Origin of the sequence: Janthinobacterium sp. UMAB-56 (assembly GCF_900095265.1) — a bacterium.
Classification (GTDB): Bacteria; Pseudomonadota; Gammaproteobacteria; order Burkholderiales; family Burkholderiaceae_D; genus Janthinobacterium.
In genome coordinates this window covers 16,438-37,175 of record NZ_LT607666.1, presented here as the reverse complement: position 1 = coordinate 37,175, position 20,738 = coordinate 16,438, and the positions used below count along the sequence as shown (strand labels likewise).

17 protein-coding genes are annotated in these 20,738 nt (G+C 66.1%); 7 read left to right on the top strand and 10 right to left on the bottom strand.

Annotated features, from left to right (window positions below):
* The first annotated feature begins 1 nt into the window (after position 1).
* Genes K0F85_RS22630 through K0F85_RS22605 form a run of 6 tightly spaced genes read left to right on the top strand, consistent with a single transcriptional unit; the run spans position 2 to position 9,683 of the window.
* Complete coding sequence (locus K0F85_RS22630; RefSeq protein WP_219118180.1) at positions 2–1,282, top strand: TIGR03087 family PEP-CTERM/XrtA system glycosyltransferase; 1,281 nt, start codon at positions 2–4, stop codon at positions 1,280–1,282.
* Positions 1,279–2,868, top strand: coding sequence for an exosortase A (xrtA, locus tag K0F85_RS22625; protein WP_219118179.1), 1,590 nt, complete (start codon positions 1,279–1,281; stop codon positions 2,866–2,868). The genes K0F85_RS22630 and xrtA overlap by 4 nt, the downstream gene beginning before the upstream one ends.
* On the top strand, positions 2,858–4,072 hold the full coding sequence (locus tag K0F85_RS22620) for a TIGR03088 family PEP-CTERM/XrtA system glycosyltransferase (protein ID WP_219118178.1): 1,215 nt from the start codon (positions 2,858–2,860) through the stop codon (positions 4,070–4,072). The genes xrtA and K0F85_RS22620 overlap by 11 nt, the downstream gene beginning before the upstream one ends.
* A 10-nt stretch (positions 4,073–4,082) precedes the next feature.
* The gene (locus tag K0F85_RS22615) at positions 4,083–6,023 is read left to right on the top strand and encodes an XrtA/PEP-CTERM system amidotransferase (RefSeq protein ID WP_219118177.1); all 1,941 of its coding nucleotides are present in this window, start codon (positions 4,083–4,085) and stop codon (positions 6,021–6,023) included.
* A gap of 4 nt (positions 6,024–6,027) precedes the next feature.
* On the top strand, positions 6,028–7,251 hold the full coding sequence (locus tag K0F85_RS22610) for a TIGR04063 family PEP-CTERM/XrtA system glycosyltransferase (RefSeq protein WP_219118176.1): 1,224 nt from the start codon (positions 6,028–6,030) through the stop codon (positions 7,249–7,251).
* On the top strand, positions 7,248–9,683 hold the full coding sequence (locus K0F85_RS22605) for a glycosyltransferase (protein ID WP_219118175.1): 2,436 nt from the start codon (positions 7,248–7,250) through the stop codon (positions 9,681–9,683). The genes K0F85_RS22610 and K0F85_RS22605 overlap by 4 nt, the downstream gene beginning before the upstream one ends.
* A 128-nt stretch (positions 9,684–9,811) precedes the next feature.
* Here the strand turns inward: K0F85_RS22605 and K0F85_RS22600 are convergent, their stop codons facing one another.
* Genes K0F85_RS22600 through K0F85_RS22585 form a run of 4 tightly spaced genes read right to left on the bottom strand, consistent with a single transcriptional unit; the run spans position 9,812 to position 12,376 of the window.
* Positions 9,812–10,297, bottom strand: a complete 486-nt coding sequence (locus K0F85_RS22600) for a MarR family winged helix-turn-helix transcriptional regulator (protein ID WP_219118174.1) — start codon at positions 10,295–10,297, stop codon at positions 9,812–9,814.
* Entirely contained in the window at positions 10,290–11,621 is a 1,332-nt protein-coding gene (locus K0F85_RS22595; protein ID WP_219118173.1) for a S41 family peptidase, read from the bottom strand. Before K0F85_RS22595 ends, K0F85_RS22600 begins: the two co-directional genes overlap by 8 nt.
* Positions 11,622–11,681: 60 nt before the next feature.
* On the bottom strand, positions 11,682–12,146 hold the full coding sequence (locus tag K0F85_RS22590; protein WP_219118172.1) for a MepB family protein: 465 nt from the start codon (positions 12,144–12,146) through the stop codon (positions 11,682–11,684).
* A complete protein-coding gene (locus K0F85_RS22585; protein WP_219118171.1) occupies positions 12,143–12,376 on the bottom strand; it encodes a hypothetical protein in 234 nt (77 codons plus the stop codon). Before K0F85_RS22585 ends, K0F85_RS22590 begins: the two co-directional genes overlap by 4 nt.
* 135 nt (positions 12,377–12,511) lie before the next feature.
* On the opposite strand from K0F85_RS22585, the gene K0F85_RS22580 reads away from it, so the two are divergent.
* On the top strand, positions 12,512–12,874 hold the full coding sequence (locus K0F85_RS22580) for a TfoX/Sxy family protein (RefSeq protein WP_219118170.1): 363 nt from the start codon (positions 12,512–12,514) through the stop codon (positions 12,872–12,874).
* On the opposite strand, the gene K0F85_RS22575 is transcribed toward K0F85_RS22580, so the two are convergent.
* From K0F85_RS22575 to K0F85_RS22550, 6 genes are all read right to left on the bottom strand, one after another.
* A complete protein-coding gene (locus K0F85_RS22575; RefSeq protein WP_219118169.1) occupies positions 12,863–13,867 on the bottom strand; it encodes a 2-hydroxyacid dehydrogenase in 1,005 nt (334 codons plus the stop codon). The genes K0F85_RS22580 and K0F85_RS22575 overlap by 12 nt on opposite strands.
* 87 nt (positions 13,868–13,954) lie before the next feature.
* On the bottom strand, positions 13,955–15,145 hold the full coding sequence (locus K0F85_RS22570) for a hypothetical protein (protein WP_219118168.1): 1,191 nt from the start codon (positions 15,143–15,145) through the stop codon (positions 13,955–13,957).
* A 2-nt stretch (positions 15,146–15,147) separates the two neighbouring features.
* Positions 15,148–16,695 carry an MBOAT family protein gene (locus K0F85_RS22565; protein WP_219118167.1) on the bottom strand — a complete coding sequence of 516 codons (1,548 nt, stop codon included), beginning with the start codon at positions 16,693–16,695 and terminating at the stop codon, positions 15,148–15,150.
* On the bottom strand, positions 16,685–17,758 hold the full coding sequence (locus K0F85_RS22560) for a glycosyltransferase family 4 protein (RefSeq protein ID WP_257572982.1): 1,074 nt from the start codon (positions 17,756–17,758) through the stop codon (positions 16,685–16,687). Before K0F85_RS22560 ends, K0F85_RS22565 begins: the two co-directional genes overlap by 11 nt.
* A gap of 2 nt (positions 17,759–17,760) precedes the next feature.
* Positions 17,761–19,227 carry an oligosaccharide flippase family protein gene (locus K0F85_RS22555; protein WP_219118165.1) on the bottom strand — a complete coding sequence of 489 codons (1,467 nt, stop codon included), beginning with the start codon at positions 19,225–19,227 and terminating at the stop codon, positions 17,761–17,763.
* A gap of 15 nt (positions 19,228–19,242) precedes the next feature.
* Positions 19,243–20,738: glycosyltransferase family 4 protein (locus K0F85_RS22550; protein WP_257572980.1), on the bottom strand; the 1,496-nt coding region annotated here is incomplete at its 5' end.

The window sequence follows — 20,738 nt, the reverse complement described above, 5'->3', positions numbered from 1 at the left end:
ACTGCTCTTCCTTGCCCACCGCCTGCCATATCCGCCGAACAAGGGCGACAAGATACGCTCGTGGCACATGCTGCAATACCTGAGCCGGCATTTCCGCGTGCACCTCGGCTGTTTCATCGACGATGACGACGACTGGCAGCACGCGAAAAGTGTGGCCGCCCTGTGCTCCAGCACGCGCTTCATCGGCTTGCAGCGCGGCGCGGCGCGCTGGCGCGCCATGCAGGCGTTGCTGTCGCAGCAGGCCATGAGCGTGCACTATTACCGCGATGCGCGCCTGCTGCAATGGGTCGAAGGCCTGCTGTCGGGCGGCAAGGTGCGCCACGCGCTGGCCTTTTCCGGCCCCATGGCGCAATACCTCGATGGCAGCGCGGGCCGCACCCTGCACCGCGTGATCGATTTCGTCGATGTCGATTCCGACAAGTGGCGCCAGTACGGCGACAGCAAGCCGTGGCCCATGTCGCTGCTGTACCAGCGCGAAGCGCGGCTGCTGCTGCAATACGAGCGCCATATCGCGCAGCAGTTCACGGCCGCCAGCTTCGTCTCGCCGGCTGAAGCGGCCTTGTTCCGCCAGTGCGCGCCGATGGCGCGGCGCAAGACGGGCCATGTCAACAACGGCGTCGATACGGCGTATTTCGCGCCCGTGCCAGCCCAACCCGCAATTTATCCCCCCGGCGTGCAGGCCCTGGTGTTTACGGGCGCCATGGATTACTGGCCGAACATCGACGCCGTGCAATGGTTCGTGCGCCACGTCTGGCCCGCCCTGCGGCGCCAGTTTCCCCAGCTGCAGTTCTATATCGTCGGCAGCGCGCCCGCGCCTGCCGTGAAGGCGCTGGCGCGCGTGGCCGGCGTCGTGGTGACGGGCAAGGTGCCCGACATACGGCCCTACCTGGCCGGCGCGGCCTTGGCCGTGGCCCCCCTGCGCATCGCCCGTGGGGTGCAAAACAAGGTGCTAGAAGCGATGGCGATGGGCAAGATCGTGCTGGCCACGCCGCAGGCGCTCGAAGGCATCGCCGCACAGCCGGGCCTGGAACTGCTGCTGGCGCGCGACGATGCCGAATTCATCCACCATGCGGCGCGCGTGCTGCGCAACGCCCGGGGCGGCGCGGCAGAAGGGAACGGCGCGGCCATCGGCGCAGCGGCGCGCCAGCTGGTCTTGCAAGAGTATGACTGGGAACGCAATCTGCGTGGACTCGGTGCCATGCTGGGCCTGCCTGCCGGGACGGATGCAGCTGCCAGCGGCGTCGCCGCGCCGCAGCAGCCGGCACGGGAGATATCCACATGAGCTTACAACCCGAGCGGGTGGCCCGCTTGCCTGATGCGCCAGTCTGGCCGCAAGGGGACGGCCAGGGCCAGCAGCAAGCCCTGGCGCTCCTGCTGCTGGCCATGGCCGCCGTCGTGCTGCTGTACCACGCCACCTTCTGGTCGATGCTGGACCTGTGGTCGCGTTCGCAGACCTTCGCGCATGGTTACTTGATCGTGCCCATCAGCTGCACGCTGGCCTGGCGCCAGCGTGCCCGCCTGGCCGCCCTGGCACCCCGGCCGTCGCGCCAGGGCTTGCTGCTGCTGGGCACGCTGGGCCTGGCCTGGCTGCTGGCCGACGCCGCCAACGTGCCCGTGGTGGCACAATATGCGGCCACGGCCATGCTACCCGCCTGCGTGCTGGCCATCCTCGGCTGGCCGGCCGTGCGCCTGCTGGCCTTTCCCCTCGCATATCTGTTGTTCGCTGTGCCGTTTGGCGAAGTCTTCCTCGAACCCCTGATCGACTTTACGGCCAGCTTCACGGTCACCGCGCTGCAATGGACGGGCGTGCCCGTGTTCCGCGATGGCAGCAATTTTTCGCTGCCCACCGGCAACTGGTCTGTCGTGGAAGCGTGCAGCGGTTTACGCTACCTGATCGCCGCGCTGGCCCTGGGCGCCCTGTACGCCCATGTGAACTGCCACAGCACGCGGCGGCGCCTGGCCGTCATGACCGCCGCCCTGCTCGTGCCTATTTTCGCCAATGGCGTGCGCGCCTACCTGATCGTGATGCTGGGCCACCTGAGCGACATGCGCCTGGCCGTGGGCATCGACCACCTGATTTATGGCTGGCTCTTCTTCGGCCTGGTGGTACTGCTGCTATTCTGGCTGGCCGCGCGCTGGCGCGAATTGCCGCTGGCGCGCGCCGTGCCGCCAGCTCAGCCCGAACGCCTGAACACCGGCGCCGCCAGCCCGCGCGCCGTCGTGCGCGCCGGCGTTGCCTGCCTGCTGCTGGCGGCGCTGTGGCCGGCATTGGCGCTGGCCAGCCACCGTGACGACAGCGCTGCGGCGCCCGGCTCTCCCGCCGTGCTGGCCATGCCAGATCCGCCCGCCTGGCGGCGCCTGCACGCTGCGCCACCCGCGTGGCAGGCGCCGTATGCGGGCGCGCCCGCGCTGTTTGCCGCCACGTATGCACGCCAGGATGGCGATGGCGCGCCTGTGGGGCTGCAACTGCACTGGTATGCGCGCCAGGCGCGCGATGCCGAACTGCTGACGCACCAGGCCGCGCCCTACGGCGCGCGCTGGATGCCATTGGCGCAGCGTCTGCATCACGTCAAGCTGGCAAGCGGCACCCTGGGCGTGCGCGAAAGCGTGCTGGGACATGGCGGCGAACGCCTGCTGGTGTGGCGTATGTACCGCCAGGGCGGCATCGTCACGGCCAGGCCCGTGCTGGTGAAACTGTTGCTGGCGCAAGCCAAGCTGCTGGGCAGGCGACAGGATGGCGCCGACCTCATCGTCTTTGCCATCTACGACGAGCTGGCACCGCCACCGCGCGCACGCCTGCAAGCCTTCCTGCAAGCGGCACTGCCCGTCATCGAACGACGTTTGCAGGAGCTGCCGCATGGCCCTTGACCGCGATACCGGTGATACATGGCAGGCTGCTGCAGCGGCCAGCGCCGCCCCCCTGATCGTGCACGTGATCCACCAGCTCGACGTGGGCGGGCTGGAAAACGGCCTGGTGAACCTGATCAACCATCTGCCGCCGGACCGCTACCGGCACGCCATCGTCTGCCTGAAGAACGCCACTGCGTTTCGCCAGCGCCTGACCACGCCGGGCGTCGATGTCATCAGCCTGGACAAGCGCGAAGGCAAGGACTGGCGCCACTACCTGCGCCTGTACCGCGTGCTGAAACAGTTACGCCCGGCATTAGTACACACGCGCAACCTGGGCTGCCTCGAGGCGCAGCTGCTGGCCTGCCTGGCCGGCGTGCGCCTGCGCGTGCATGGCGAACACGGGCGCGACATGCACGACTTGCATGGCACGCGCCGCAAATACCGGCTGCTGCGCAAATGCATGTTGCCCCTGGTGCAGCACTTCATCGCCGTCAGCGCCGACCTGGGACACTGGCTGGTGGACGCCATCGGCGCGGCGCCCGAGCAGGTATCGCATATCGGCAATGGCGTCGACAGCGTGCAGTTCCATCCGCGCCTGGGGCCGCCGGCAGCCGTGGGCCCGCCCGGCTTCCTGCGCAACGGCGCCTTCGTCATCGGCAGCGTGGGCCGCATGGCGACCGTCAAGGACCATGCCTCGCTGGTGCATGCCTTTTTGCTGTTGCTGGCGCAGCCGGGCGCCCAGGCGCGCCTGCGCCTGATGATCGTCGGCGACGGGCCGTGCCGCCAGACATGCCTGACACTGCTGCAGCAGGCCGGCGTGGCCCATCTTGCCTGGCTGCCCGGTGCGCGCGATGACGTGGCGCAACTGCTGCGCGCCATGGACCTGTTCGTGCTGCCGTCCCTGGCCGAAGGCAGCTCGAACACCATCCTCGAAGCCATGGCGACGGGGCTGCCCATTGTTGCCACGCAGGTGGGCGGCAACGCGGAACTGGTGCAGTCGGGCTGGAGCGGCACCCTGGTGCCGCCCGCTTCGCCCGACATGCTGGCCGACGCCATACTCGACTACTACAGCATGCCGGAACTGGGCCCGCGCCACGGCGCGCGCGGGCGGCGTCAGGTGCTGGCCGAGCACAGCCTGCCAGCCATGGCCGGCGCCTACCTGGCCGTGTACGACCGCCTGACCGGCGCGCGCCAGCCCTCTCCCCTGTCCACCACTCCCTGAAAGGCCTCCCATGTGCGGCATCAGCGGCATCTTTGATTTGCAGGGCCAGCGCGACATCGACGTGCTGCTGCTGGCGCGCATGAACCACAGCCTGCGCCACCGGGGGCCAGACGAAGGGGGGCTGCACCGCGAGCCGGGACTGGGCCTGGCACACCGGCGATTGTCCGTGATCGACCTGGCCAGCGGCCAGCAGCCGCTGTTCAACGCCGACCGCAGCATCGCCATCGTCTTCAATGGCGAAATCTATAATTACCGCAGCCTGATGGCCGAACTGCGTCAGTTCGGCCATCAGTTCCGTACCAGCAGCGATACGGAAGTCATCGTCCACGCCTGGGAACAATGGGGAGAGCACTGCGTGCAGCGCCTGCGCGGCATGTTCGCCTTTGCCCTGTGGGATCGCCGGCGCCATCTGCTGTTCCTGGCGCGCGACCGCCTCGGCGTGAAACCCCTGTATTACGGAGAGGCGCAGGACGGCACCCTGCTGTTCGGCTCCGAACTGAAAGCCCTGCTCGCGCATCCGTCCCTGCCGCGCGCGCTCGACCCGCTGGCCGTGGAAGAGTATTTCGCCTACGGCTACGTGCCCGAGCCGCGCAGCATCTTCCAGCATGCGCGCAAGCTGCCGCCCGGGCATACCCTGTCCATCCGCGCGGGCCAGCCGCTGCCCGCGCCGCAATCCTACTGGGACATTCCGTTCACGCCCAACCCACCGGCCAGCGAGGCGCAGGCGGCCGACGAACTGCTGGCGCGCCTGCGCGAAGCGGTGCGCATCCGCATGGTGGCCGAGGTGCCGCTGGGGGCTTTTTTGTCGGGCGGCGTCGATTCCAGCGCCGTCGTCGCGCTGATGGCCGGTGCCAGCGCCACGCCCGTCAACACCTGCTCCATCTCGTTCGGCGACCCGGCCTACAACGAGGCGCGTTACGCCGACCTGGTGGCGCGCCGCTACGCCACGGCGCACCATGCGCGCCAGGTCGAGCAGGACGACTTCGAGCTGATCGACCTGCTGGCCAATCTGTACGACGAACCGTTCGCCGACAGTTCCGCCATGCCCACCTGGCGCGTGTGCCAGTTGGCGCGCCAGAGGGTCACGGTGGCGCTGTCGGGCGACGGCGGCGATGAAAGCCTGGCCGGCTACCGGCGCTACCGCCTGCACACGCGCGAAGAGAAAGTTCGTGGCTTGCTGCCCGCCGGCTTGCGCCAGTCGCTGTTCGGCACCCTGGGGCAGCTGTACCCGAAGGCTGACTGGGCGCCCCGCTTCCTGCGCGCCAAGACCACCTTCGAAGGCCTGGCGCGCGACACCACGGACGCGTATTTTCACGGCGTCAGCCTGCTGGGCGACGCCATGCGCGCGCGTTTGTTCAGCCCCGAACTGCGGCGCAGCCTGCACGGCTACCGCGCCGTCGAAGTGCTGCGCCGCCACGCGCTGGCCAGCCCTGCGCAAGATCCGCTGTCGCAGGTGCAGTACCTGGACCTGAAAACCTACCTGCCCGGCGACATCCTCACCAAGGTGGACCGGGCCAGCATGGCGCATGCGCTGGAAGTGCGTTCCCCCCTGCTCGACCATGAACTGGTGGCGTGGATGTCCGGCCTGCCGCCGCAGTTCAAGTTACGCCGCGGTGTCGGCAAGTACCTGCTGAAAAAAGCCCTGCGCCCGCTGCTGCCAGACGCCTTGCTGTACCGCCAGAAGATGGGCTTTTCGGTGCCGCTGGCGGACTGGCTGCGCGGCCCGCTGCGCCAGCGCCTGCAACAACGCCTGCTGGGACCCACCCTGGCGCAGTGCGGCCTGTTCGACATGAGCTACGTGCGCCTGCTGCTCGAGCAGCACGCGAGCGGACGGCGCGACTACAGCGCGCCACTATGGTCGCTGCTGATGTTCGAGGCCTTCCTGCGCCAGGTGCTGCCCGTCGATGGCCGCCCGGCGCCGGCACCCGCGCCGGCCATGGCGCTGGAGTGACGCCATGCGCATCCTGCACATCCTCGACCATTCGCTGCCCCTGCACAGCGGCTACACCTTCCGCACCCTGGCCATACTGCGCCAGCAGCGCGCGCTGGGTTGGCACACCCTGCAGCTCACCAGTGCCAAGCAGGGGCCGTCCGACGGCGCGCAGCAACTGGTCGACGGCTGGCATTTCTACCGCACGGCGCCCTTTGCACGCTGGTGGGCGCGCCTGCCCGTGCTGCGGCAAGTGGCCGTCATCATCGGCCTGGCCGTGCGCCTGCGCCAGTTGGCGCGGCAAACCAGGCCAGACATCCTGCATGCACATTCGCCCGCCCTGAACGCTGTCGCCGCCTTCAACGCGGGCCGCGCGCTGGGCATTCCCGTCGTATATGAAGTGCGCGCCTTCTGGGAAGACGCGGCCGCCGACCATGGCAGCAGCCGGCCCGGCGGCCTGCGCTACCGGCTCACGCGGGCGCTGGAAAGCTATGCGCTGCGCCGCGCCGACGCCGTTACCACCATCTGCGACGGCTTGCGGCGCGAGCTGTGCGCGCGCGGCGTGCCCGCGCATAAAATCACGGTGATTCCGAACGCCGTCGATGCCGGGGCCTGCGATGCCGTTGCCGATCCCGCGCTGCTGCACAGCCTGGGTCTGGATGGCTGTCCCGTCATCGGTTTCATCGGTTCCTTCTATGCCTACGAAGGCCTGGCCCTGCTGCTGCGCGCCATGCCGCGCCTGCTGGCGGCGCTGCCTGCGCTGCGGCTGCTGCTGGCCGGCGGCGGGCCGCAGGAAGCGGCGCTGCGCGCGCTGGCGGCGCAGCTGGGCATCGATGCCGCAGTGGTGTTCGCGGGCAGAGTGCCGCATGCGCAGGTGGCCGCGTATTATCAGTTGCTCGACATCTGCGTGTATGCGCGCCTGCCGATGCGCCTGACGGAGCTGGTGACGCCCTTGAAACCGTTGGAGGCGATGGCGCAGGGCCGCCTGGTGGTGGCGTCCGACGTGGGCGGCCACCGCGAACTGATCGAGCATGGCAAGACGGGCATGCTGTTTCGCGCCGGCGACGCCGAAGCGCTGGCGCAGACAGTATTGAACCTGCTGCTGGCGCCCGCCAGCTGGCCGGCGCTGCGGCGCCAGGCACAGGCATTTGTCGAGACGGAGCGCAGCTGGAAGGCCAGCGTGGGCCGCTATGCGCCCGTGTATGCGCGCGTGGCAGCGGCACGCAGGGTGGCGGGAGCGACGCCATGATCTTCGCGGGCCTGCGCATCGCCCTGGTCGGCCCGCTGCCGCCGCCGGCCGGCGGCATGGCCAATCAAACGCAGCAACTGGCGCGGCTGTTGCGCCAGGACGGCGCGCAAGTGCAACTGCTGGCCGTCAACGGACCCATGCTGCCGCCCTGGCTGGCGCGCATCCGCTACCTGCGCGCCGCGCTGCGCCTGCCCGTGCACCTGTGGCGTTTGTGGCGCACGGCCAATACGGTCGATCTGTTCCACATCATGGCCAATTCCGGCTGGTCCTGGCATCTGCAGGCGGCGCCGGCATTGTGGATCGCCAGCCTGAAAGGCAAACCGGCCCTGCTCAATTACCGGGGCGGCGAAGCGGCCGTTTTTTTCGCCCGCGCGCCGCGGCTGGTGGCGTTCAGCCTGCGCCGTGCCAGCGCCATCGTCGTGCCCTCGGCCTACCTGGCCGGCATCTTCGAGCAATACGGCCATACGGCCCATATCGTGCCAAACGTGGTGGACTTGCAGCGGTTTACGCCCGCCGCGCCGCGCGCGCCATGCGCAGATGGTCCGTGCATCATCGTGGCCCGCCATCTGGAAAGCCTGTACGACAACGCCAGCGCCGTGCGCGCCTTTGCCCTCGTGCGACTGGCCTTTCCAACGGCGCGCCTGGTACTGGCAGGCGCCGGCCCCCAGCGCGCGGCGCTGGCGCGCCTGGCCAGGTCGCTGGGCGTTCTGGACTGGGTGCGCTTCGCCGGCCCCGTCGACAACGCGGCCATGCCGGCCCTGTACCAGGCCAGCGACATCGTCCTCAATCCCAGCCTGGCCGACAACATGCCCATTTCCGTGCTCGAAGCGCTGGCCTGCGGCGTGCCCGTCGTCAGCACCAACGTGGGCGGCATCCCCGCCCTGCTGCAAGACGGCGTGACAGCCCTGCTGGTGCCGCCCGGCGCGCCGGCCGCCATGGCGCAGGCCGTCGTGGCGCTGCTGCGCGACCCGCCGCGCGCGCAAGCGCTGGCAGACGCGGGCCTGGCGCACGCCACCACCTTTGGCTGGCCCGGCATCGCACCCCGGCTGGCCGCGCATTACGGCCGCATCCGCGCCGCGCCCCGCCCCGGCGCCTACACGCGCTGCGTCGCCCGCTGGCTGTTTCCACTGCATGAATGGATAAAAGGCCACCACAGCGCGCGCCTGTTGCGGCAGCTCGAACGCTCGCAGTGGTGGAGCGCCGAGCAACTGCGGGAGTGGCAGCTGGCGCGCCTGCGCGCGCTGCTGCGCCACGCGGACGCGCACGTGCCCTACTACCGCGCGCTGTTTACCAGCCGAGGATTCGACCCGGAACAGGTGCGGCAACTGTCTGATCTGGCACGCCTGCCGCTGCTGCGCAAGGCTGACATTGCGCGTGCGCGCGACAGTTTCAAGTCCGCCCGCGCCGTGGGCTTGCGTCCATTCGCCACAGGAGGCTCCAGCGGCGAGCCGCTGCAGTTTTTCCTGGGACGGCGCCGCATCAGCCACGACATCGCCGCCAAGTGGCGCGCCACGCGCTGGTGGGGCGTCGATATTGGCGACCGCGAAGCCGTGCTGTGGGGCTCGCCCATCGAACTGCAGGCGCAAGACCGCATGCGCCGCCTGCGCGATGGACTGCTGCGCACTTCCCTGCTGCCCGCGTTTGCCATGTCGCCCGCGCGCCTCGATGGCTACGTGCAGCAATTGCGCCGCTGGCGTCCGCGCATGCTGTTCGGCTACCCGTCCGCCCTGTGCCGCCTCGCCAGCCACGCCAGCGCGCGCGACCTGCCGCTCGACGGCCTGGGCGTCAAAGTGGCCTTCGTGACGGCCGAACGGCTGTACGACGAGCAGCGCGCGCAGATCGGCGCCGCCTTCGGCTGCCCCGTGGCCAACGGCTACGGCGGGCGCGACGCGGGTTTCATCGCCCACGAATGCCCGGAAGGCGGCATGCACATCACGGCCGAAGACCTCATCGTTGAAATCGTCGATGGCCAGGGCCAGCCGCTGCCCGCAGGGGCCACAGGAGAGATCGTTGTCACCCATTTGGCCACGCAAGACTATCCCTTCATCCGCTACGCCACGGGCGACGTGGGCGCGCTGGGCACGCAAGCGTGCGCCTGCGGACGCGGCCTGCCCCTGCTGCAGAGTATCGAAGGGCGCAGCACGGATTTCCTCACGGCGCAAGATGGCACCGTGATGCACGGCCTGGCCCTCGTCTACATCGTGCGTGAACTGCCGCAGGTGCGCAGTTTCAAGATCATCCAGGAAAGCCTGCAGCGCACGCGCGTGCTGCTGGTCTGCGTGGCGCGTCTGGACGATGCCACGCGCAGCGCCATCGTCTCCGGCTTCCAGGCCAGGCTGGGCGCGCAGGTGGAGATCGCCATCGAAGAAGTCGAGCAAATTGCGGCCGAGGCGTCGGGGAAGTATCGGTATGTGGTAAGCCAGGTGGCGTAGGCAGGCTGCCCGCAATTGTCTGGCAATCCGGCCGGCAGGCCGCGATGCACGGATGGAACGCGCTGGCGCCTGAATGCGCGGGCCATGGCTAGGCATGTCTGTCGCGCTTCAAGTGGCCAGCGTCTCCGTCAGAGCGGCGAATGTATGCGCTGGTCCAGCGGCCTCTCGTTGAGCGCATCGGCTGCACGATCCACAAATTTCCGCACGTCTCCCACCTCGGCAAACAACCCGGCATAGGCCGCCTGTATCAGCACCGTGCACTGCTCGAATTTCGCAAGCTGGGCCAAGCCTTCATCTGTGAGCGTCAATATCCGTCGTCGTGCATCATTATCATCGCTCCGATGCCGTATGAGGCCCAGATCGAGCAGCTTTGGTATCTTTTGCATGACCAGCTGATGCGAATGGCCGAGTTCGCGCGCCAGATCCGACGCTGAGGCCGTGCCGAGCGTGGCAAGTACGATCATTAGGGAACACGAACGAACCGGGATCACGATTCCCATCGTATCGAAGACAATCTTGGATTGTTCAGCGATCAGGACGCTCAGCCGTTCGACAGCGCGGCCGAGGAACACGGCATCGTCGATCGCGGCCGGATGATGTATTTCCTTAGTCAAGGCGTTTGTACCTCTGGATGCTACCATCCTTGTTGACGCGTTCCAGCGCCGTCACTTTTCCGCGCAAAATATTCAAGCGGTATCGAAAATCTGACACGCCTTCCACCGCGAACAGGTCGGGACCGATCGGCTCAAGCGCGACCCGAAACCGCTCACGCCAGATATAGTAGAGCGTGCCATTGTCCAGTAAGAGCTGGCGGCCTTCATATTTTCCGGCGGCTTTCTTCAACAGCCCGGCATCGACGTGCGGGCGCTCGATAGCTGCCGTCAAGCTGGGGAGCAGCCAGGCAAATTCGGTCCGCCTGGCGTCATCGGTCTTCGCCAGATTTTCCAACGCCAGCTTGTGCGCCAGCGCAAGCGCGCGAATAGAGGGGCTTGGGATATCGGCTTGCACCCCGCTTCCTTCAAAATCGCCATGGTCCACGGGGTCCTTGATCTGGCCTATCGGCACTTGCACGAAAAAATCGTCGTTGACCGGCTTACGGGCAACCGGATGTGCTCCACCGGCGGTGCGCTCACCGATCAGAGTCGCCCGCCCAAGCTTCTGCATCGCATAGGAAAACCATTCTGCAGAGGAAAACGACGTGGAACCGGTCAAGATATAGACCGGCTTGTCCAGCATACGCTTGCCTGGCAGGCCAGGCAGCACCCATTGCCCGCGCTCGATACGCTTGCCATCGTCATTATAATAGTAGTCGAAGAGCAACTGGTCTTTCTCGCTGGAGAAGAAATAGCTCGCTAAAAATTGCGCCATTTCCAGATGTCCACCATTGTTATAGCGCAAATCGATGATGACGGCATCCGTATTGCCGACGAAGCGCATAACGGACGCCGCCGTATCATAGGCAAGTTCCGGATCGGCAAAATAGCTGAAGCGTATATAGCCGATATTCCCCTGCAGGCGAGCGACCTCATCGAAACCGAAGTTGCTCTCCTCCAGCCTGCTCAATTCTTCTTTTCGTATCTGGGCCTTGAGCGCCGGGTTGGCCTTCGCCTTGAACTCCGCGATCCATTTTGGATCGGCACCCACCAGGAAATGCAGGTCGCCGCTGACTTTGATGAGATCGTCGGTCAGCTTGCTCGCAAACTCCGCCTTTGTGGTCGCCGAATCATAATCGCCCTTTTCCAGATGCGCCTGAAGCAGCGGGGAAATTTTTCGGGCGATGTCCGGGAACGCGTAGTTCGCATTCAAGGTGCTATCGAGGGCGGCGATGATCGCGCCCTTTTCGTCTCGTGAGATCTCGGGTGCCGCTGCATCAGCGCCCGATGCGCAAATGATGGACAGCACCGCTAGCGTTTGAAGTAAGCGTAAAGGATAGCGCATTCTAGTATTCCCCCTCGGTGAGAGCCGATAATACAATATATTGCGCAATATGTTGCAGATTTATTCACCGCTCAACATCTGGTCCAGCCTTTGCTGATCCCCCGCCGCCACAAAGCACCGCGTTTGCCAAAGCTGCGTGCGCTGCGCCTGCACGGACTCCGGCGCGCACCAGGGTGGATACACGCGCAGCGCGCGCTTGCCGCCAGTGCCGGCGCGCGACATCACGCCCCGTTCCAGCAGCACGCTGCGCGGGAAAATGAAAAAGCCGTGCTGTGCGCCATCGTGGACGGCGATGATGACGACATCGACGGGGTCCGCTTCGTCCAGCGGAGCGATCTCGGCGTCGGGATGGGCGCGCTTCCAGACGGTGACGAACTGGCCGATCTTGGTCGGCGTGGTTTTGGCCACGCGCAAGACCAGGCGCTTGCCATGCAGTTCGGCGCGGCAGGCGCCGTATTGCGCGCTTTCCGCTTCCGCCACTGGCGCCTGCGGCAAGCCCAAAAAGGCCCAGGGACTTGCCTTCATTGCGCGCTGAACTCGGCTGCGGCCTTGGCCGCCCACAGCGCCTCGGCGTGGCTGGCGAACGGGGCGTCGTAGCCGTCCACCTTGCCGTCCTCATCGACAAAATACAGCCACCAGCCGTCGGACTGCTCGCGGATGGCTGTCTGGCCCGGTGCGCAGTGGGCTGCCACGTCCTGTATCGATGTGAGGGTGGTGATGCTGATACCGCGGTGAGTGATCAGGTGAGGTGTCATGGCAAAGTAGTTAATGCAAAATAGATAATGGCGAGAGTGTAGCCGCGCCGACCGCCCCTTGGCTAGCGCGCCGCAAAAAAAAGCCCGCGGGCACAAATAGCTTGGGCTACACTGAGCGCTCTAACGGGGGACAACATGGCATCACAGCAAGGTACGGTGGATTTTTTGCTCGACCAACTGGCGGGCGCGGGCAGCGTGAGCGCCAAGAAAATGTTTGGAGAATATGGCCTGTATTGCGATGGCAAGATGTTCGCCATCGTCGCCGACGACCAGCTGTTCATCAAGCCGACGGACGCGGGCCGCGCCTGGATCAGCGTGCAAGGCACGCCGCAGGAAGCGCCGCCCTACCCGCAAGCCAAGCCGTATTTCCTCATCGATGGCGCACTATGGGACGAACGCGAATGGCTGGGCCAGCTGGCGCGGCGCACGGCCGATGCCTTGCCGCAGCCGAAACCGAGGCCGCCGCCCAAACCCAGAAAATCAGCCTCAGCTGCTTAACACACTGTTCTCGCAAGCCTCGCCCCGACGAAAGCACGCCAGATTGTGATAGGTGATGGCAGCGATTTCGCGCAGCGCTTCGATGGTGAAGAAGCCCTGGTGGCCCGTTACCAGCACGTTCGGGAAGGTCATCAGGCGCTCGAAGATGTCATCGTCGATGATGTCGGATGAACGGTCCTGGAAGAACAGATCGCTTTCCTGTTCGTACACATCGATGGCCAGGGAACCGAGCTGGCGCGATTTCAGCGCCTCGATGACGGCGCAGGTATCGATCAGGCCGCCGCGTGAGGTATTCACCAGCATGGCGCCCTTCTTCATCAGCGCCAACGTTTCTTCGCTGATCATGTGGCGCGTGCTTTCCATCATGGGGCAATGCAGGGAGACGATATCGGATGCGGCCAGCAGTTGCGGCAGCTCCACCATGCTGCCCAGTTGCGCGAACTCGGGCACCGGATACGGGTCGTGGCCCAGTACCGTGCAACCGAAACCTTTAAAAATGCGCGCCGTGGCCAGGCCGATCTTGCCCGTGCCGACGATGCCCACCGTCTTGCCGTGCAGGGTGAACCCCAGCAAGCCGTCGAGCGAGAAATTGCCTTCGCGCACGCGGGCATAGGCGCGGTGCGTGTGACGGTTCAGGGTTTGCACGAGGGCCAGGGTGTATTCGGCCACGGCTTCCGGCGAATACGCGGGCACGCGGGCAACAAAAAAACCCAGGCGCTTGGCCGCTTCCAGGTCGAGGTTGTTGTAGCCGGCGCAGCGCAGCAGGATAGCGCGCACGCCGTAGCCGTGCAAGGCTTGCAGCACGGGCGCGTCGAGCACATCGTTGACGAAGACGCAGACCGCTTGCGCATCTTGCGCCAGGAGCACGGTTTCCTCACTCAGCGAGGCACTGTGGTAGACCAGTTCGATGCCGGCAGGGTCGGGCTGGGACGGCAAGGCTTCATCGAAGAAGCGACGGTCGTAGGGCTGGCTGGAAAAGAAGGCGATTTTCATGGAGCGTCCTGGAACAGGCTGGATGGCAAAACAGCATCATAGCGCAAGCGCCCTGCCACACGGCGTACGCCTGGCAGCGAGAGTGCCCTATTGGGGCTCACGTGGCAAGCTCAGCACGTGGCGCAGATAGGCCATTTCTTCGGCGTGCTGGGCGTGATAGCGCTCGCGCGCGGCGCGCATGTCCGCCAGGTGGGCCGCGATACCGCTTTCCGTCAGCTCGACGCCGAAGTCCGCCGGCGGCTGGCGCAGGCCGCCAAACAGGCGCGCCAGGATGAAGCGGCCCACATTGTCGCGGTAGTGCGATGCTTCCCAGTAATAGCGCATCTCGCGCGCCCCCGTCACTTGCGGGATCGGCTCGCTGGTAATGCTGTTGAAACCGGAAAAATCAAACACGCGCACGTCGCAGCCCTGGCGCTGGTGGCGCCCGGCCAGCCGCGCCAGGTCGTGCTGCCATTGCTGCATGGCCTCCCACTTGCCGCGCCAGTACAGAGCGGCTAGCGTCAGCGCATGCGTGGGATTGATGTAGACGCGCAAGCGCGTGCCACCTCGGCACAGCTGGCCGACGCTGGCATCGAAGGCTTGCAACGCGGGCATGGTCGGCCCCAGGCCATCGCCGAATTCCTGCAGCCGTGGCGCAAACGCGCGTGCCGTGCCGGCCCAGCCATGCTTGCGGCTGGTGATGCAGGCCTGGTCGCGCTGGCCGTGCAGGGCCAGGCTGGACAGGCAGGCGCCGTCATAGCTGCCGCTGAGGATGCGCCAGGTGTCGCGCGTCATGTCTAGCGTCAGGCCGCGCTTGATGTTGAGCAAGGCACGCCGCGCAAAAAACGCGGGGCCGCCATCCGTCAAGCCCGGCTCCACGCCGGCCGACCCCAGCTCCAGCGAAAACGAGGGCGCGTCGATGCCCCATACCATGGTATCGACATGGCTGACCCGGGCTGCATGCTCGGCCAGGCGGATGGCGTCGCCGATGGAGGCGCCCGAAACGGCGCTATTGAAGACGCTCTTGCCCTCGAACAAGGCGCGCACACTGGTCGGCAAGCCCATTTCCGTGCGCGAATTGCCGATATACACGACGGCGGGCCGGTAGCGCGCCACGGCATAGGTCTTGCCCCACACGGCCAGCTTTTCATAGGTGGGACGCAGACGCTGCACCAACGGGCTGTCCCACTGGTGCAGCAGATATGGATCGACGTGGTAATTCACGGCGGAAATGAGGGCAAGCGTGAGCAGCACGCAGGCAAAGAAGCTGGCGAGGTAGCGGCGGGCGTCGCTATCCATGGTCAGAACTGGAAGTAAAGAAATTCGGCGACACGGTTCATGCCGAAGATGCAGGCGACAAACAGCGTGGCCAAGCCCACGCTCCAGCGGCGCGTAGGCCGCCAACAGATGGCCCAGCGTCCTCGCCGCTGCAAGATTCTTTCAATCGCAGGCTCGTAGAGAAAGAAAATTTCTTGCGTATTCGGTGCCTTGAAGGCCAGCAACATAGCGCCCAGCAGCACGGGCAAGCCCGGCCCCGCCAGTTCGATCCAGCGGATGCCGTCGAAGGCCGGATGCAATCCCCATTGCGCCAGGCTGGCCCCATGGCTGGCCAGGCCGCGCGGCAGGCTCACGCCATTCGCCCCCACCAGCGCGCCCGCAATGTCCCAGGCCGTGGCCACGTCGGGCGCGCGGAAGAAGATCCAGGCCAGCATCACGGCAAGAAAAGTCACGGCGCCAGGCCACCAGCGCGCCCGCGCTGCGCCGAAGATGCGCCGCCACGCCTGCTGCAGCACCAGGTACAGGCCGTGCAAGCCGCCCCAGATGACGAAGGTCCAGCCGGCGCCATGCCACAGGCCGCCCAGCAGCATGGTCAGTATCAGGTTGCGGTAGCGCACGGTTTCGCCACGGCGGCTGCCGCCCAGCGGTATATATAAATAGTCGCGCAGGAAGCGCGACAAGCTCATGTGCCAGCGGCGCCAAAACTCGGTAATATTGGCCGCCTTGTACGGCGAATTGAAGTTCAGCGGCAACTTCACGCCGAACAGGCGCGACAGGCCGATGGCCATGTCCGAATAGCCGGAAAAGTCGAAATACAACTGGAAGGTGTAGGCCAGCACGCCGATCCACGCTTCGATCAACGTCGGCTCGGCGCCTGCCGCGAAGACGGGGATGGCCAACGGCGACAGCTTATCGGCGATCAGCACCTTTTTTGCTAGGCCGATGGTGAAAATCGACAGGCCGATGGCAAAATTGGCGGCCCGCGGGTGGGCGTTGGCCGGGTCGGCAAACTGCGGCATCATGTCGCGGTGGTGCAGCACGGGGCCGGCGATCAGGTGGGGGAAGTAGCTGACGAACAAGACGTAATGGATGAAGCGGTATTCGCGCACCTCGCCCCGGTAGCAATCGACGAGAAAGGCGATCTGCGTAAACGTGAAGAAGGAGATGCCGATCGGCAAGACAATGTCGAGGCCGGACCATGGCCAGCTGGCAGCGCCAGCACCTGCAGCGATGACGACGGCATGCACGCTGTCGATGAAGAAATTCGCGTATTTATAGTATGCGAGCAAGCCCAGGTTCAGCGCCAGCGCCGCCAGCAGCACACGCTTGCGGGCCGCGCCCGCGCTGGCGCCGATCAGGCGCCCGGCGCCATCATTGACGCAGATCGAGCCCAGCAGCAACGGCAGATAGCGCACGTCCCACCAGGCATAGAAGAACAGCGAGGCAAGCGCCAGCCAGGCGGCTGGTGCCAGGCGCCATTGGGCGCAGGACGCCCAGCGGTCCAGCAAAAAATAGCCGGCCAGCACGATGGGTAAATATGCGAACAGGAAGGCGAAGGAATTAAACAGCATGTTGCCTCCTGGATGGCAAGGACTGCGCCTGATGGTAACAATCGGCTATCTGCGCCGCCACCCGTTCCCACGTAAAACGTTGCACCAGGGCTTGCACGCGGCAGCGCTCGGGTGGCAGCGCCAGCAGGTCGAAGATGGCCTGGCGCTGCGCGGCGCCATCGTCCCAGCGCACCTTGCGCAACGCAAACGCGGAATCGGGCAAGTCCAGCGCGCTTTGGGCCGTCATGACGACGGGCGTGCCAGCTGCCAGCGCTTCGAGCACGCTCAAGGGAAACACTTCGCCCTGGCTGGGCAGGGCCGCCACGGCCGCCGCATGGTAGGCGCTGGCCAGCAGCGGGTCGGCGTGGTCGAGCGCGCCCAGCCAGCTGACGTGCGGCAAATCGAGCAACTGCTGCAGATACGCTTGCTGTTCGCGCGGCGCGGCGCCGATCAGCACCAGGGGCAAGCCGGCCCCCGCCAGCGCCTGCGCCAGACCCAGCTGATTCTTGTACGGTGAAATGCTGCCCACAATCAGCACGAACGGCACGGCGACGCCCGTTTCGCGCAGGAACACATCGCCATTGGCCGTGAAGAAATGCGGGTTGATCCCATTCGGCAAGACGTGGATGGCATCGGCCCCCATGCCGAAACCATGTGCGATGGCATCGCGCTCAGCCTCGCCCAAGGCAATCACCACGTCGGCCAGTTGCAAGGCGCGCCGCGTTTGCGCATAGCTCGTCTGCACCATCCATTGCGTCAGGCGCCCTGCCAGGCGGTCGGCCAGCCGCGCGCGCCAGGCGCTGGCGCGGCCCCAGCCGGGCGACAGCAGCGGCGACAGCACTACGGGCACGCCTTGCTCGCTGGCCATTTCCATGATGCGGTAGGTGCCGTTGCTGGCCGAAAACACGTGCAGCACGTCGAAATCGGCCAGACGCTGGTGGTTGGCGTCAACCAGTTGCACATCCAGCGAGTACGCCGCCTGCCGGGGCAGCCGGTTCAGCGCGGCCATGGTTTCGCGTACCTGGATCTGCAAGCCGCCGTCGCGCTGGAACAGCATCGGGTAAGACAAGATTCCGACACGCATGGTCATCCTTTCGTGCGCCCGCGCCGAGACCAAAGGCTAGGTACATGCAGCAACAAGAATTCGCCGGCCAGTTCATGCTGCAACAGGAACAGACCCGCCAGCCAGCACAACAAGGTGGCCAGCGCCGTGCCTGTCAGCGCCAGCAGCGCCGGCGTGTCAGCCGGCAGCAACAACAATGCCGCGACGGGTGCCACGGCGCTGGGGCCGCACAGCAGCAGGCTCTTGCGCACGGCCCGCGCCAGGATGCGCCAGTCCAGTGCATTCAAGCGCCGCAGGCAGCGGTAGTTCAAGCAGCTGCGCAGCACGTTGCTGAGCACCACCGCCCAGGCCACGGCCACCAGACCGAACGGCGCCGCAGCCAGCAGCAGCGCCACTTTCAAGGTACCGCTCCAGGCATCGAGCCGCACTTGCGCATGCAACTGGCCCGTCGCCACGAGCAGGTAACGGGCCATGCTGAACATGCTATACACGGCCGAAGACAGGCACATGATACGGATCAAGGGCACACAGCCTAGCCATTGCGTGCCATACAATACCTTGACCAGGGGCAAAGCCATACAGGCGAGGAAGAGAAAAAACGGCCAGGCCAGCGCCGTCATGTAGCTGATTGTGCGCAGGTAAGCGCCTTCCGCCCCGCCCTGCCCTCCCTCCCCTCGCGCACGGGCTGCAAGCAAGGGAAACACCACGGGCGAAATGGCGCTGGTGATGGCCTGGTTAAAGATATTGAGCACGCTTTGCGCCTTGCCGAACAGGGCCAGGCTTTCTATGCCGATCAGCTTACCGATGATCAAGTCCGGCGCCGCCACGCCCGCCTCGTCGACCAGGCCGCCCCCCGTCGCATACGCGCCAAAGCGGGCGATCGCGCCCAGGCCACGCCGTCCCGGCAGCCAGGGCAGCTCGGCAGGACGCACCAGCAAGCTCACCAGCAGCGACGCACAGGAAGCGGCCAGCGCCGCCCAGACCATGCTCATATAGCTGTAGCCGTGCAGCGCCAGCAGCACGGCTACCAGCAGGTTGACCACACTATTGGCCGCGTTGATGGCATAGATAGCGCGAAAGCGCAGCTGCCGGCGCAGCATGGGCAAGGTCAAGGCGCTGAACGGTATCAAGAGAAAGTTGATCGCCAGCAGGCGCAGCACGAGGGTCAGCCGTGGCTCGCCATAGAAATGCGCGAGCGGCGCGCTGGCCAGCATTACCAGGCCCGCCAGCAGCCAGGCGACGAGCAGGCTGGTGGCCAGCGCGGCCCGCAATTTCACGACATCGAGCTGTTTTTCCTGGATCAGATATTGCCCCACGCCAAAATCGCGCACCACTTGCGCCAGTGCCACCAGCACGGCGCCCAGCGAATACACACCGACTTCGGCCGGCGTAAGCAGGCGCGACAGCACCATGCTGGCGACAATGCCCAGCAGCAGCACCGTGTATTTTTCGGCGAACGAAAAGAGAAACGAATGGCGGGTGGCGCTCATGCAGGCCGCCCGCGCCTACACCAGGCCGGCATAGAACTGGCGCAACTGGCGCTCCAGGCGCGGCATCGAATAGCGCTGCACGGTTTCCTCGCGCGCCAGCCGTCCCATGCGGGCGCGCCGTGGAGCATCGGCCAGCAACTGCGCCACGGCCGTGCAGGCGGCGTGCTCGTCATCGAGCGGCAGCAGCAGTCCGCCCGCGCTATCGTGCAAGATATCGCGGGTGCCCGGCACGTCCGTCCCTACGGCCGGCACGCCGCAGGCCATGGCTTCGATGGTGGCAATGCCGAAGCCTTCATTTTTACTCAGCAACACATGCAGGTCGAAGGCCGGCATCAGTTGCTCGATGTGTTGCTGGAAGCCGGCAAACACGATGCGCTCCTGCAAGCCCATCTGTTGCGCCTGCAATCGCAGCAGGGCTTGCAGCGGCCCCGTGCCCACCAGCACCAGATATAAATGGGGAAACTGGGCGGCCAGGCGGGCGAACAGGGCCAGCAACGCTTGCGGGCGCTTTTGCGCGGACAGTCGCGCCACGCAACCGAGCACCAGCGCGTCCGGCGGCAAGCCGAGTTGCTTGCGCGCCAGTATCCGCCGTTCGGGCGAGACCAAAAACGTGTCCGTATCGACGCCGTTCGGTATCACGGCCAGCCGCGTTTCCAGCGGCAGCATGTCGCGGTACAGGTCGAGGAAATGCCGCATGGACGAGGCCGACACGGCATACACGCCTTTGACGCTGCGAAACGCTTCCTGCAAGCGGGGCCGCTGCCAGTCGCTGAACGCTTCCAGGGGACAGGCGTTGTGCACGCTGATGACGGTCGGCAAACGGCATTGCCGGGCCAGCCACAGTATGGAAGCACCATAACTGGTCCAGCAAAACGCCACGTGCACCAGGTCGGGCCGCAGCCGACGCAAGCGCCAAGCGCCCGTCAGCCTGGCGCGCAGCCAATTCCAGCGCCGCCACGCCCAATGTTCCAGAAATAGCGGCGGTTCATACACGCACACTTGCATCTGCTTTGCGCGCAAGTCTTGCGCCCAGGCAGTAAAACCGGGAAAGCGCCGCAGGGCAAGCACGCTGTCATAGCCGCTTGCGCCCAGTACTTTCGCCTCTTGCGCCATGCGCAGCTCCATGCCGCCCAGCTCGCCCGAATAACTGCTGATGACGATGCGCGGCAGGCGTTTGCGACGCCCGCGCCATGCTTCATGGAAGAAGCCGCGCAGCCAGGCCCGTTGCCACTGGCGCAGAAACAGGTCGGCCCGGTCGCCCCGCAGCCAGGCCCGCACGGCGCCGAGGGTGTCGCGCACATAGTTCCCCAGCATCCAGCGGGGCACGCCCAGCCATTCCACGCTGGGCGCCAATGTCGCCAGCCGGCACTGGCCCCGGCCAAACAGCATGGCGCGGCGCAGTATCCACGCACGCTGCACTTGCGCGACGCGGATGATATGGGCCACTTTCGCCCGCGCACAGAACCAGGATGGGTTGCCAGCCGCATGCATCTCGAGGTTGAGCCGGGTTT